This is a genomic window from Microbispora sp. NBRC 16548, from assembly GCF_030268985.1.
Taxonomy (GTDB): domain Bacteria; phylum Actinomycetota; class Actinomycetes; order Streptosporangiales; family Streptosporangiaceae; genus Microbispora; species Microbispora catharanthi.
On record NZ_BSSF01000014.1, the window covers coordinates 1 to 13919 of the forward strand.

The following is a 13919-nucleotide window of genomic DNA, read 5'->3' on the forward strand; positions in this document are numbered from 1 at the left end:
CGTCGTCGGACTTGATCGTCAGCAGCTCCTGCAGCGCGTACGCCGCGCCGTAGGCCTCCAGAGCCCACACCTCCATCTCGCCGAAGCGCTGGCCGCCGAACTGCGCCTTACCACCCAGCGGCTGCTGGGTGATCATCGAGTACGGACCGGTCGAGCGAGCGTGGATCTTGTCGTCGACCAGGTGCAGCAGCTTCAGGATGTAGATGTAGCCCACCGCGATCGGGTGCGGGAACGGCTCGCCGGAGCGGCCGTCGAACAGCCGCGCCTTGCCACTGGGCATCACCATCCGGTCGCCGTCGCGATTGACGAGGGTGCTGCCCAGAAGACCGATGATCTCTTGTTGGCCGGCACCGTTGAACACCGGCGTGGCGACGTTGGTCCAGGGCTCGACCCTGTCCATGCCCTTGTCGCGCAGGCGCTCGGCCCAGGCCTCCTCCACCCCGCTGATGTCCCATCCGCGGGCGGCGATCCACCCGAGATGGGTCTCCAGCACCTGGCCGACGTTCATCCGGCCGGGCACACCCAGCGGGTTGAGGACGATGTCGACCGGCGTGCCGTCCTCAAGGAACGGCATGTCCTCCACCGGCAGGATCTTGGAGATGACGCCCTTGTTGCCGTGACGGCCGGCGAGCTTGTCACCATCGGTGATCTTGCGCTTCTGCGCCACGTACACGCGCACCAGCTCGTTGACACCCGGAGGAAGCTCGTCACCCTCCTCCCGGCTGAACACCCGCACCCCGATGACCTTGCCGGACTCACCGTGCGGCACCTTCAACGAGGTGTCACGGACCTCACGCGCCTTCTCACCGAAGATCGCACGCAGCAGCCGCTCCTCGGGAGTCAGCTCCGTCTCACCCTTGGGAGTGACCTTCCCCACCAGGATGTCACCGGTCACCACCTCGGCGCCGATCCGGATGATGCCCCGCTCGTCCAGGTCGGCCAGGGCGTCCTCGGAGGCGTTCGGGATATCCCGGGTGATCTCCTCGGGCCCCAGCTTGGTGTCGCGGGCGTCGACCTCGTGCTCCTCGATGTGAATCGACGACAGCACGTCGTCCTGCACCAGACGCTGGGACAGGATGATCGCGTCCTCGTAGTTGTGGCCCTCCCACGGCATGAACGCCACCAGCAGGTTCTTGCCCAGCGCCATCTCACCGTTGTCGGTGCACGGACCGTCGGCGACGACCTGACCCTGCTCGACCCGGTCGCCCTCGGCCACGATCGGCTTCTGGTTGAAGCAGGTGCCCTGGTTCGACCGCTTGAACTTCGCGACCCGATACGTCGTCCGCGTGCCGTCGTCGTTCATCACCGTGATGTAGTCGGCGGAGACCTCCTCCACCACACCGGCCTTCTCGGCCGTGATGACATCACCGGCATCGGTCGCGGCGCGGTACTCCATACCCGTGCCGACCAGCGGAGCCTCGCTCTTGAGCAGAGGCACCGACTGACGCTGCATGTTCGAACCCATCAGCGCCCGGTTGGCGTCGTCGTGCTCCAGGAACGGGATCATGGCGGTCGCGACCGACACCATCTGGCGCGGCGACACATCGATGTAGTCGACCTCCTCGGCACGGGCGAGCTCGGTCTCACCGCCCTTGGTGCGCACCAGGACCCGAGCCTCGGCGAACGAGCCGTCAGGATTGAGGGCCGTGTTGGCCTGCGCCTTGACGTACCGGTCCTCCTCGTCCGCGGTCAGGTAGTCGATCTCGTCGGTCACCCTGCCGTCGACGACCTTCCGGTAGGGCGTCTCGACGAAGCCGAAGGCGTTGACCCGCCCGTAGGAGGCCAGCGAGCCGATCAGACCGATGTTCGGGCCTTCCGGCGACTCGATCGGGCACATGCGGCCGTAGTGCGAGGGGTGCACGTCGCGGACCTCGAAGCCGGCCCGCTCACGCGACAGACCACCCGGGCCCAGCGCGTTCAGACGCCGTTTCTGCGTCAGGGCCGCCAGCGGGTTGATGTGGTCCATGAACTGCGACAGCTGCGAGGTGCCGAAGAACTCCTTGATCGACGCCACGACCGGGCGGATGTTGATCAGGGTCTGCGGCGTGATCGCCTCGACGTCCTGCGTCGTCATGCGCTCGCGGACGACGCGCTCCATGCGGGCCAGGCCCAGGCGGACCTGGTTCTGGATCAGCTCGCCCACCGTGCGCAGACGGCGGTTGCCGAAGTGGTCGATGTCGTCGGTCTCGACGATGACCTCGCTGCCGGCGACTCGCATCGACTCCTCACCGGCGTGCAGCCGGACGATGTACTCGATGGTGGACACGATGTCCTCGTCGGTCAGCGTGCCCTGGGTGATGTCGGCCTGGACGCCCAGCTTCTTGTTGATCTTGTAACGGCCGACCTTGGCGAGGTCGTAGCGCTTCGGGTTGAAATACAGGTTCTCCAGCAGCGCCTGCGCCGACTCCCTGGTCGGCGGCTCGCCCGGACGCAGCTTGCGGTAGATGTCCAGCAGCGCGTCGTCCTGGCCGGAGGTGTGGTCCTTCTCCAGAGTCGCCCGCATCGACTCGTACTGACCGAAACGCTCCAGAATCTGGTCGCTGGTCCAGCCGAGCGCCTTCAGCAGCACCGTGACGGGCTGCTTGCGCTTGCGGTCGATGCGCACGCCGACACTGTCGCGCTTGTCGATCTCGAACTCGAGCCACGCGCCGCGCGACGGGATCACCCGGCAGCCGAACAGGTCCTTGTCCGATGTCTTGTCGACGCTGCGATCAAAATAGACGCCAGGCGACCGGACGAGCTGGGAGACCACGACACGCTCGGTGCCGTTGACGATGAAGGTGCCCTTCGACGTCATGAGCGGGAAATCGCCCATGAACACCGTCTGGCTCTTGATCTCACCTGTGGTGTTATTGATGAACTCCGCCGTGACGAACATCGGGGCGGAGTAGGTCATGTCCTTGTCTTTGCACTCATCGACTGAGTACTTGGGCGGCTCGAACCTGTGGTCCCGGAACGACAGGGACATGGTTCCGGAGAAGTCCTCGATGGGACTGATCTCCTCGAAGATCTCTTCGAGACCCGACTGGGCCGGGACGTCCTTGCGCCCGGCCTGGCGAGCCGCCTCAACCCGGCCCTTCCATTTCTCGTTCCCGAGCAGCCAGTCAAAGGACTCGGTCTGCAGGGCGAGAAGGTCGGGCACTTCGAGCGGCTCCTCGATACGCGCGAAAGAGACGCGGTGAGGGCCGGACGGTACGGCGAAGGGGTGGGGCGAGGCTGCCAACAGATGTCCTTCCGAGGACTCGCGGACCGACTACGCGCACGCCGGACGACAGCTCAGCCGATGTGGAGGAATGGGATGCCGAGAGCGAGCGCGGAAGGGCATCATAAAGCGAAATGCAAACGAATGTCCACGCCTATCTGAAGTGTCAATCTCGATCCCGTAATCAGGATCGCACGCCCCCACAAAAATCGTCAAGCAACACTCGCAAAATCCCATCGGCCGCTCACCTGCGGCGCACCGTCGTGCCCGATCTGGGCAGAACGATGAGCAGGGCCGCCGCGGCCGGCGCACCCGCCACCCACATGACCGGTGCGATCCCCAGCACCTGCGCCGTACGCCCGCCCACCAGCGCGGTCGCGACCAGGCCCGTGCGGACCTCCCGCTCCCCCGCCGGCTGCGCCAGCGCGCCCAGATCAGCGGCGCCGACACCGCGGCCACCAGCCCGGTAACCGTCAACGTCAGCCCGGCCGTCCCCTCGCCGACCCGCAATGTCCGGCCGATCGGTGTGAGCATTCCCACCGGCGGCATCTCGGAGGTCACGACCGTGAACGTGGCGGTGGCCACGGCGAAGACGCCCGCCCAGCCGCGCAGCACCGATCTGCCAGGGGCGATTTCTCGCAGTGTTTCCGTCACCGCTCCAGGCAACCGGGGAGGGTCACCGGGAACAACGGCCGTTCTCTCATCCTTCGATCGACCGGGCTCATCGATGACCGGTCCGGCGTCCGGGGCCCCGATCGTGACATCGCGAAAGGAGAGGCGGCCCGGGTATGAGCGGCCTGGAGATGCGCGAGCTGGAGTGTTTCCTCGTGCTCGCCGAGGTGTTGCACTTCGGGCGTGCGGGGGAACGGCTGTAATCACTGCGGATCGGCTTCCAGGGCGCCGTCAACGACCACGTGATGAGCGCCGTGGCCCTGTTCGAGCGGGGCGGCACCCCCGCTGCGCCGCGGAGCTGGTGGAGGTGCCGCTGCGCGACCCGTTCGGCGCCCTGCGGCGGGATGAGGCGGACCTGGCGGTCGTCCTGACGCCGGTCGTGGAGGACGACCCGGTGGTGGGGGCGGTGTTCTCGCGGCAGCCGCAGACGCTCGCCGTCTCGACGGGCCATGCCTTCGCGGGCCGCTCCTTCGTGCAGGCGGAGGAGGTGGCCGGGTGCGAGCTGATCGGAGTGGACAGCCCGGCACCGGCATACTGGCGCGCCGCCGTCGCGCCCGCCGCCACCCCGCAGGGACGTCCGATCGGTGCCGGTCCGAGGGTCGGCACGCTGCAGGAAGGGCTCACATTGGCGGCGGCGGGCCGGGGGGCGATGCTGTTGTGTGAGGAACACCCCGCCGGGTAGCCAAACCGCGGCGCGGCACGTGTGGGCCGCGGGCTTCGCCGGGGCATGTCGCGTGCGAAGGCCGACGCGAGCCGGCCGCCCGCCTCAGACGGATGCGGCCTCCCAGACGAAACCGTCCGGGTCGGTGAAGGGTCCGGCATCGCCGCCGATCACGATCCGGTGCGATCCAGCGCCCTCCTGGGATACGCCGGTGTCCTTGGCGAGGGCGCGGCGCGGGTAGAGCGCCAGCGTGACGGCCGACGCCGGGGTGTCGAACTCGACGTACTTGCCGCCGAAGCTCTTCCCCACGGCCAGGCCACGGTCGACGTAGAACCGCTTGCTCGCCTTGACGTCGGCCACGCCCAAGAGAAGCGCAACCTGGTCGATATGCCGGGTTGCGGGGCCGGTGTCCTTCTTGTTCGAGGTTGCGATCTTGCAGATCGTCCCGTCCGGGGCGCGTACGACGCCGCCGTAGCCCCAGAACCCCTTCGTGGCCGGCTTCAGCGTCGTGGCGCCGGCGTCGAGGGCGGCACCGACGAGGGCGTCGACGTCGGCCGGCTGGGACGCCACGAGTGACAGCGCGAACCCACGGAAACCGGTCGTCGGCGCATCCGAGGCGCGCACGTTCACGTACGGGCCCAGACCGAAGGCTTCGTAGAAGGCGTCCGCGGCCGTGGGGTCGGGAACTTCGAGGATCACGGATTCGAAGGAGGTCATGGCAGGTCCTTTCGGCGAGGTGGGTTCGTGGTCGTGCCAGCCGTAATGGGGGACGGACACGGCAGGGGGCAGGGGGCGCTCAACGGTCCTGCAGGAGGCCGAGGACGTTGCCGTCGGGGTCGGTGACGGTGGCCACCAGGCGGCCGCCACCGACCTCGTGCGCGGCCTCCTTCACGACGGCCCCTGCGGCGATCAGCTCGGCCAGCCGCGCCTCGATGTCCGGCACGTGCCAGTAGGCCACCGGCGAGGTCATGCCCTGCGGTCCACCGCCCGGCACCAGCCCGATGTGCTGGCCCTCTGCCTCGAAGCCGACGTAGTAGGACGAGTCGGTCTGCGGCCGGACACCGAGCAGGGCCGCGTACACCGCCTTGGCCTTCGCCAGCTCGGACACAGGGTGCAGCACGGTCCTGATGCCCTGGGTGGAAGAGCCGGTCATGGTCACTCCTGTAGTCGTGGGTCGCGTCGACCCGCCGTTCGCGTGTTCACAGCTTTTCTCCCGGCCTGGTTGGCCGGCATCCGTGGTGACCACGGAATCGGCCACGGACCGACCACACGGATCGGCGGCACGGATCGCTCGTGAAGGGGATACGGCAAACTGGGACAGTGGTGACAGGAGCGGAGATCTCACCTCGGGAAGCCGAGGTGCTGGAACTGGTCGGAGCCCATCTCAGCAACGCCGAGATCGCGGCCCGGCTGTTCATCTCGGTGCGTACCGTCGAGAGTCACGTCGCCTCCCTGCTGCGCAAGCTGGGGGTGCAGGATCGGCGGGCGCTCGCCCAGCGTGCGCCCACGCCGGCCGGCGCGCCCTCGCACCGCGCGCCGGTTCTGCCGGCCCCGCTGACCTCGTTCGTCGGCCGGGTGAGCGAGCGGACCGAGCTGACCGGGCTGATCAAAGCACACCGTCAGGTGACCGCGGTCGGTCCCGGCGGAGTGGGCAAGACCAGGCTCGCGCTGGCCGTGGCCGCGGAGGCGGCCGGCGGGTACTCCGACGGGGTGTGGTTCGTCGACCTCGTCCCGGTCACCGATCCTGACATGATCGCGACTGCGGTCGCCGCGGCGCTCGGCCTCGGTGAACAGCCCGGCCGCGACATGACCGAGTCCGTGGTCGCCGCGCTGGCCGACCGTCATGCGCTGCTGGTGCTGGACAACTGCGAGCAAGTAGTGCACGGGGTCGCCCTGCTCATCGAGCGGCTGCTGGCGAGGTGCCCTCGGTTGACGGTGCTGGCGACCAGCCGGGCACGGCTGATGGTGCCGTTCGAACGGGTGTACGCGGTCCCGCCGCTGTCGCTGGCCGTCGACGGCGAGTCGGACGCGGTCGCGTTGTTCATGGATCGGGCGGCGGCGGTCGGCTCCCCGCTGGATCCTCCACTGCGCGACCAGATCGCCGCGATCTGTGCGCGGCTGGACGGAATGGCTCTGGCGATCGAGCTGGCCGCCGCCCGATATCCCACTCTCGGGCTCGACGGCATCGCCGCCGCACTGTCCCACCCGCTCCGGATGCTCACCGGCGGCTCCCGCGCCGATGAACGGCACCGTTCGGTGCGGGCTGCGCTGGACTGGAGCCACGCCCTGCTGGCGCCGGCCGACCGGGCGCTGCTGCGCCGGGTGTCGGTGTTCGTGGCGCCGTTCACCGCTGCCGCGGTGGCGGAGGTGACCGGGGACGAGGAAGGCATGGTCGCCGACGGACTGGCCCGGCTCGCCGAACAGAGCCTGCTGGTGGTGACGGCGTCCCCTGGCGGCACGGAGTACCGCGCGCTGGAGACGATCCGCCAGTACGCGACGGAGCGGCTCGCCGAGGCCGATGAGCTGGTCGACGCCCGATCCCGGCACCTTCGCTGGTGCCTGGCCGAGGCCGCCGGCCTGGCAGTGGTGCGACAGGACTGGCGGGCCCGGTTCGATCTGATGGCGGACGACCTCCGCGCGGCCCTGGCGTGGGCGGCCGACCGGCCGGAGCAGCGCGCGGACGCGTACGAGCTCGCCCGGCACCTGGCGGAGCTGACCTTCACCCGTCACCTGACCGGCGAGTCCCAGCGGCGCTATGAGCAGGCGGCCGAGCTCGCGACCGACCCCGCCGCCACCGCGTCGATGCTCCGGCAGGCCGCGGCCGTGGCCGGCTGCCGTACGACCGGCGATGACATGTACCGCCTGCGTCTCGCGGCCGCGGACGCCGCCCGCGGCGCCGGCGACACCGCCGGCGCCGCCGCCGACCTGGCGACCGCCGCCACCATCGCCTTCCGGTTCTCGACCACGTTCGTGCGGCTCCCGTCCCTGGAGGAGGCGCTCGCGCTGATCACCGAGGCGCGGGAGTCGGCCGGCGACGACCTGGCCGCACAGGCCGCGGTGGCGCTGGCCGAGGCCGCGGTGCTCACCGACGCGTTCGGCGCCGCCCAGGGCCCGGCCGGCAATGCCGTACCGGAGACGATCGCGCGCGCCGAGCGCGCGGTCGAGCTCGCCCGCCGGACCGGCGACCCGCTCACCGAGTCGGCCGCACTCGACGCGCTCACCGGCGCTCAAAGCTGGGCCGGCGACACGTTCGCCACCGCGGCCACGGCCCGGCGCCGGATCACGCTCCTGGCGTCCCTGCCGATCTCGCCGGCCGGCACTCACGAGCTGATCGACGCGCTCGGTATAGTCACCGAGGCCGGCCTCGGCGCGGGAGATGTGCCGGGCGCCCGCCGATGGGCACGGCAACTGGCCGACCATCCGTCGCTGGCGGAGATCGGTCACCGCGCCACCTGCCGGCTCCTGATGGTTGCTGCGCTGGCGGGCGACGTCGACGAGGTGCTCCCCGGCAGCGTCCGGTTCCTCGACGCATGGCGGCGGGCAGGCAGCCCCGCCCGGTCCATCCTCGCCCCGGCGGTGGCCGGTGTGGCGATGGTCCACGGCCTGCGCGACGACCATGGCGCCAGGCGCGAATGGCTAGAGATCCTGGATCAGCTCGGCACCTCACCGGAGCATACCTACGGCTACGGGGCGGTTTTCGACGCCATGCTCCTGCTCCACCATGGGCGGGCACCGGAGGCGCTGGAGCGGATGGCCCCCGAGCCCAGGCAGGTGTGGAAGTGGGTCACCTGGATCTGGCATCACTGGTATGTCGCGCTGCGCGCCGAGGCCGCCGTGCTCGCCGGGAGCCCGGGGGGTCGCGACTGCCTGGCGGAGGCCCAGGCCGTCGTGGCCGGCAACCCGGTGGCCGGTGCCATCGTGGAGCGAGCAGAAGCCCTGCTCGACGACGACCAGGAGGCGCTGCTCGCCGCGGCGGACGCGTTCGACGCCGCCGACTGCCGCTACCAGTACGCACGGACCCTGGTGCTCGCCGGGGGCGACCATGCCGAGCGCGGCGCGGCCGTGCTCGCCGGCCTCGGCCTCGCCCCGATGGCCCCTGCCCCGGCATCGACGATGACCTCGGAGCGATAGCCGCCGAGCACGACCACCGGACGTCAGCCGAGGACGAACGGGAGTCTTGCGGCCAGCTCGCCCAGTTCGGCCTTCTCGGCATCGGTCGGAACACGGCGTCCCGTGCCGACCAGCAGCGCGTCCTTGTCGGAGAACGACGCGGGGAAGGCGGTCCCGGCGATCTTCTCCAGCATCTCGCGGGATCGGGCGAGCCCCTCGGCGGGCGGTTCCGCCGCGTTCGGTAGATGCGCGACCAGGTCGAGGTGGTGCAGCGTCCACTCCAGGACGTACGCCGAAAGGTAGTCGCCCGCGGTGAGGACCTCGCCGCGGGTGCCGACCCGGAGGTCCGGGTCGGCGAGCCCCGCGGCGCGGCCCGCGGCGGAGCCGACGTCGTCGAGATGGAACTTGAGCAGCCGAGGCTCCTCGTAGGCGGCGGCCAGCCGGACGATCAGCGCGTCGAGCGGATCGTCGCCGGTCGGCGGCGTCGCGGAGACCTCCCAATAGGTCACCGCGTCACGGGTCGGTTCCGTTTCCGCCGGGGTCACGAGGGTGATCAGCACGTCCTGAGCGTCGATCACCAGATGACACACCAGATCCCGCACGAGCCAGCCGGCACAGCCGGACGGCTGTGCGAAGTCCTCGTCCGGCAGTTCGGCGACCGCCCTGCGCAATGCCGTCCACGAGCGCGCGAAGAGATCCACACTGGCAAGGTAGTGCGGCGCGTCGATCGCGCACAAACGCATTCGGGCGGTCGGCGCGCGTGCCCGATGGAAGCCGCGGGGATGCAGCCGCCGCTGGGCGGGGTCCGACATACTCGCCTATATGGATCATGGTGCGGTGCGAGAGTTCGTGGACAGCTGGGTGGCGGCGTGGAACGCCCATGACGTGGACGCGGTGTTGGCTCACTTCGCGGAGGACGTGACGTTCCGTTCGCCGGTCGCGGCGCAGCTTGTCGGCGGCGATGGGACCATCCAAGGCAAGGCGGCGCTGCGCGCCTACTGGGCTGAGGGGCTGCGGCGCATCCCCGACCTGCGGTTCGAGGTCCTCAACGCCTACGTCGGCGTCGACTGCCTGGTCATCAACTACCGCAATCAAAAGGGCGGCCTGGTCAACGAGGTGCTGATCTTCGACGGCCCGCTGGTGATCGACGGGTATGGGACGTATCTCGGTGACGACGCGAACCCGGCCGGTGCGACAGCGGGCTGAACGCGCCTGCGGTTCCACATCCGACCAGCCAGGCCCTGCTGCCGACCCGGCAACCGACGCCACCGCCGCCGGCGCGGGGCGTGGACCGGCGATCAGGTGCCCGGTGCGACCCACAGGCGGACCGCCAGGCCGAGACCGATCAGGGCGACCAGCCAGCGCAGCAGCCCGGCCGGCAGGCGCCGGGTGACCCGGGGACCGAGCGTGGACCCGGCGAACAGCCCCGCGGCGAGAGGGGCGACGGCGGCCCAGTCGACAGGCCCGAAGACGGCGAATCCGGCCGCGGAGACCAGTGCGCCGGCGCCGAGGAGCATGTTCTTCAGGGCGTTGGCGGCGGGCAGTCGCGGCTCGGCGGTCACCAGGAGGAGGGCGAGGATCATCACCCCCGACCCGGCGCCGAAATATCCGTTGTAGACCGACAGGGCGGTCAGCCCGAGCGGAAGAACGGCGTCAGGTGAACCGCGCCGCTCGTGGCGTACGGCGAGGCGGGGCTGCGCGAGCAGCGCCAGCGAACCCGCGGCCACGAGGAACGGCACGACGCGGGCGAAGACACCGGGCGGAGTGGACAGCAGCAACGCCGCCCCCGCCGCCCCGCCGAGCGCCGACAGCGGCACCCACCGCCGCAGCCACGGCGCCTTCCCGCGCAGCTCGGGCTGCGAGGCCAGGGCCGAGCCGGGCCAGCAGGCGACGAGCGCGACGATGTTGGCCACGTTGGCCGCGAGGGCGGACAGGCCCGCCGCGAGCAGCGCCGGATAGGAGATGAGGGACGTGATGCCGCCCGCGGTGCCGACCAGCCCGGCGAGCGTGCCGGCGGCGGCCAGCAGCGCGACGTCCCCGAGGCCGGTCACGCCCCGGCGTCCGGCGGGGGCGTCTCGACCGGGAACAGGATCGGGCTGAGCAGGTGCCGCCTGCGGTGCGGCGCGGGCTCGTTCCTCATCCGCGCGACGATCACCGCACGCAGTTCCTCGATCATCTCGGCGCGTTCCTCCCGGCTCAGCCACAGCACGTGCTGCCGGTAACCCACCTCGTCGGCCACCGGATCGGCGCCGTCCAGACCGAGGTAGGCGTCGAACTCGGAGATCAGCGCGGCCATCGCCGTGGCGAAGGTGCGCCGGTGGTCCTCCGCCGACATCGCCGCCACGGTGTCGGCGTCGATCACCACGCGCTCACGCAGCCGGTAGCGTCGTTCCACCGCGCCGCGCACACGATGCTCGCCGTCCACCTCCAGCACGCCGGCGTCGGCGAGCGCGCGGACATGGCGGTAGACGGTCGCCTTGTGCACGTCCGAGATGCGCTCGCACAGCTGCGATGTCGTGAGAATCCGCCCGCCGGCCAGAGCCTGCACGACGCGCAGCCGCACCGGGTGCGCGAGCACCTCCATCACGTCCATGGTCCGGATGATCGCACGTGTGCTACCTTTCGCAGAAATGCGAACGATCACTGTGGGAGTGAACGGCATGGGACGACCGTCATCGGAGACAACTGCCCCGCCACTGGGGCGCCTGTACGACGTCGGAGAACGGCGCCTGATGCTGCACCGCTCGGGCTCGGGCGGGCCGAGCGTGGTGTTCCTGCCCGGCGCGGGCCTGGTGGGCCTCGACTTCCTGAACGTGCAGGAGGGCGCCGCCGCGTTCACCACGAGCGTGCTGTACGACCGCGCCGGCACGGGCTGGAGCACGTCCGCGCCCCTCCCCCGCGGCGCGGCCGAGGTCGCCGTCGAACTGCGCGACCTCCTGCGGGCCGCGGCGGTTCCGGGCCCGTTCCTCCTGGTCGGCCACTCCCTCGGCGCCTTCTACGCGCGCCGGTACGCGCAGCTCTTCCCGGGCGAGGTCGCCGGTCTCCTCCTGCTCGACCCCGGCCACGAGGACATCCTCGACCACATGCCGGCGCAGGCCGCCGAGCTGGCCGAGCGGATGCGGCCCGACCCGGCGCGGCTGCCGGAGCTGACCGACGAGCAGCTCCGGGCCGCCCGCGAGGCGTACGCCCGCCTGTACGCCGAGTGGCCCGCGCCGGTGCGCGAGGCGCTGATCGGCCACCACCTGGCGTCGTGGCGGACGAGCCTGCGGGAGACGGAGAACTTCGAGACCGAGGTCTACGGCGAGCTGCGCGACGGCGGACCGCTGCCCGACGTCCCGCTGATCGTGCTGACCGCGGGCGGCGTGAACCCCTATTGGGCGAAGTTCATGCCGGAGGAGGTGATGCGTGAGGCGCACGACGGGGTACGCGCCCTGCACGCGGCGATCGCCCGCTCGGTGCCCAGAGGAGAGCAGCGCGTGATCGACGGTGCCTCCCACCAGCACCTGCACGTCGAGCGGGCCGAGGAGGTGCTGCGGGCGATCCGCGACCTGACGGCCGCCGCCTGATCCCCCGGCGTCATACGGCGGCGCGGATCTCCTCCGGCAGGACCGCGAGGTCGGCCTCGGTCGTGTCCGGATGGAGCACGCATCGCGGCCAGGACAGCTCTTACGCGGTCACCTGGGGGTGTCGGTCTCCGGGGGTTTCCTCCTCGTCCGCCGACGTGGAGAGCTTGTTTTGCGGACCGCGGACGGCGGTGTAGACGAACAAGACGCCCATGACGACGACACCTGCCCACATGGCCTGCTGCCAGCCGTCGACGAAGGACTGACGGGCGGCATCAACCAGCGCCCGCGCGTGGGAGCCGGCAGTGCCCGCGGCCTCGATGGCGTTGGCGACGCCCTGGCGTGCAGCGTCCGCCGCGCCTTGAGGGATGCCGCCGAGCCTGTCATCGATGGCGCTGCGGTAGCCACTCGCCAGGAGGGCGCCGAGCAGGGCGACGCCGAGTGCGGTGCCGAACTCGCGGGTGATGTCGTTGAGCGCGGAGGCGACACCCTGCTTCTCCCGCGACAGGGAACTGGTGATGGCCTCGGTGGAGGGGGTCATCGACAGGCCCATGCCGATGCCCATGGCGAGCATGCCGGGCAGGATGGACAGGTAGCCGCCGTCGACGGAAACGATGCCGGCCATGAGGGCCAGACCGGCACCGAACAGCGCGATTCCCGCCGCCATGGTCGAGCGGGCGCCGATACGCGCGGCCGGCTTGGGCGCCAAGCCGGAGGTCATCATCATCAGCACGGCCATGGGCATCATCGCCAGGGTGGACAGCAGTCCCGACCAGCCGAGGACGGCTTGCAGGAATGGGAAGAGGACCACGAAGACACCCGCCTGGACACCGAAGACCACCAGCAGTGTGATGGAGCCGCCGGCCAGGCCGCGCTCGCGGAAGAGGCGCACGTCCAGCAGGGATGCGTCCCTGCGGCGCAGTTCCCAGGCCACGAAGAAGATCAGGGCCACCAGACCGACGACGAGACTGGTCAGAGTGACAGGGTCGCTCCAGCCGCGCTCCGGGCCTTCCTGCAGGACGAAGATGAGGCCTACCACGGCGACGACGGAGGCCAGTGCGCCCGTGGTGTCGAAGGAGTGCCAGGAGTGCTCGCGAGAGTTCGGTACGGACCGCATCATGCCGAGCGAGACGACGACCAGGACGACGGGCAGCACGAACAGCCACCGCCAGTCCGCCACGTCCACAAGCAAGGCGGAGAGGAACATGCCGATGATGCCGCCGCCTCCGGCGACGCCGGTCCACACGCCGATCGCCTTTCCGCGCTGCTCGTCGGGGAAGGTCGAGGTGATCACAGCGAGGGTGATCGGCATGATCATCGCAGCGCCCACACCGCTGAGCACACGGGCGGCGATCATGACCTCGGATGACGGGGCCAGGCCGGCCGACGCGCCGGCGAATCCGAAGATGATCAGACCAGTGATCAGCATGGGCTTGCGGCCCAGCCGGTCACCAATCGCGGCGAGCGGAAGCAGCAGCGCGGCCAGAGTGAGGGTGTAGATGTTGATGATCCACAGGATTGTGGTCTGTGAGGCGCCGAATTCGACGGCCATGTCAGGCTGCGCGACGTTCAACCCGGTCACCGAGGCGATGACCGCCATCAACGCGACACAGACGGCGATCAGGATGGTGCGCAGTCGGCGCGCGTCCGGCGCACCCCTGCCGCTTGCTTCGGCGGTTGCCCCCTGTGCGGGCTGGTTCGTGCTCATGAG

11 protein-coding genes are annotated in these 13919 nt (G+C 70.4%); 4 read left to right on the plus strand and 7 right to left on the minus strand.

All coding sequences use genetic code 11. The features are described from left to right. On the minus strand, window positions 1–3223 hold a 3223-nt coding region (rpoB, locus tag QSK36_RS32065), incomplete at its 3' end, for a DNA-directed RNA polymerase subunit beta (RefSeq protein ID WP_285784957.1). Between the two features lie 706 nt (window positions 3224–3929). Between rpoB and QSK36_RS32070 the strand changes: the two genes are divergently transcribed. Beyond that, a complete protein-coding gene (locus tag QSK36_RS32070; RefSeq protein ID WP_285785120.1) occupies window positions 3930–4556 on the plus strand; it encodes a LysR substrate-binding domain-containing protein in 627 nt (208 codons plus the stop codon). An 84-nt stretch (window positions 4557–4640) separates the two neighbouring features. On the opposite strand, the gene QSK36_RS32075 is transcribed toward QSK36_RS32070, so the two are convergent. Both QSK36_RS32075 and QSK36_RS32080 read right to left on the minus strand, forming a co-directional pair. Then, complete coding sequence (locus QSK36_RS32075; RefSeq protein ID WP_183532552.1) at window positions 4641–5252, minus strand: VOC family protein; 612 nt, start codon at window positions 5250–5252, stop codon at window positions 4641–4643. Window positions 5253–5331: 79 nt separating this feature from the next. Beyond that, on the minus strand, window positions 5332–5688 hold the full coding sequence (locus QSK36_RS32080) for a VOC family protein (protein WP_183532553.1): 357 nt from the start codon (window positions 5686–5688) through the stop codon (window positions 5332–5334). A gap of 167 nt (window positions 5689–5855) precedes the next feature. On the opposite strand from QSK36_RS32080, the gene QSK36_RS32085 reads away from it, so the two are divergent. After that, complete coding sequence (locus QSK36_RS32085) at window positions 5856–8666, plus strand: ATP-binding protein (protein WP_285784958.1); 2811 nt, start codon at window positions 5856–5858, stop codon at window positions 8664–8666. A gap of 23 nt (window positions 8667–8689) precedes the next feature. Here QSK36_RS32085 and QSK36_RS32090 read toward each other — a convergent pair whose 3' ends face one another. Continuing rightward, window positions 8690–9346, minus strand: coding sequence for a maleylpyruvate isomerase N-terminal domain-containing protein (locus QSK36_RS32090; protein WP_285784959.1), 657 nt, complete (start codon window positions 9344–9346; stop codon window positions 8690–8692). 136 nt (window positions 9347–9482) lie between these two features. Here QSK36_RS32090 and QSK36_RS32095 point away from each other — a divergent pair, with 136 nt between their 5' ends. Further along, on the plus strand, window positions 9483–9851 hold the full coding sequence (locus QSK36_RS32095) for a nuclear transport factor 2 family protein (RefSeq protein WP_285784960.1): 369 nt from the start codon (window positions 9483–9485) through the stop codon (window positions 9849–9851). A 92-nt stretch (window positions 9852–9943) separates the two neighbouring features. Here the strand turns inward: QSK36_RS32095 and QSK36_RS32100 are convergent, their stop codons facing one another. Both QSK36_RS32100 and QSK36_RS32105 read right to left on the minus strand, forming a co-directional pair. Beyond that, on the minus strand, window positions 9944–10696 hold the full coding sequence (locus QSK36_RS32100; protein WP_285784961.1) for a sulfite exporter TauE/SafE family protein: 753 nt from the start codon (window positions 10694–10696) through the stop codon (window positions 9944–9946). Next, the gene (locus QSK36_RS32105) at window positions 10693–11238 is read right to left on the minus strand and encodes a helix-turn-helix domain-containing protein (RefSeq protein ID WP_183532563.1); all 546 of its coding nucleotides are present in this window, start codon (window positions 11236–11238) and stop codon (window positions 10693–10695) included. Before QSK36_RS32105 ends, QSK36_RS32100 begins: the two co-directional genes overlap by 4 nt. Before the next feature lie 37 nt (window positions 11239–11275). Between QSK36_RS32105 and QSK36_RS32110 the strand changes: the two genes are divergently transcribed. Then, window positions 11276–12211 (plus strand): alpha/beta fold hydrolase, encoded by a 936-nt coding sequence (locus tag QSK36_RS32110; protein WP_285784962.1) that lies wholly within the window; start codon window positions 11276–11278, stop codon window positions 12209–12211. Between the two features lie 100 nt (window positions 12212–12311). Here QSK36_RS32110 and QSK36_RS32115 read toward each other — a convergent pair whose 3' ends face one another. Continuing rightward, window positions 12312–13916 carry an MFS transporter gene (locus QSK36_RS32115; protein WP_285784963.1) on the minus strand — a complete coding sequence of 535 codons (1605 nt, stop codon included), beginning with the start codon at window positions 13914–13916 and terminating at the stop codon, window positions 12312–12314. Window positions 13917–13919 lie beyond the last annotated feature (3 nt).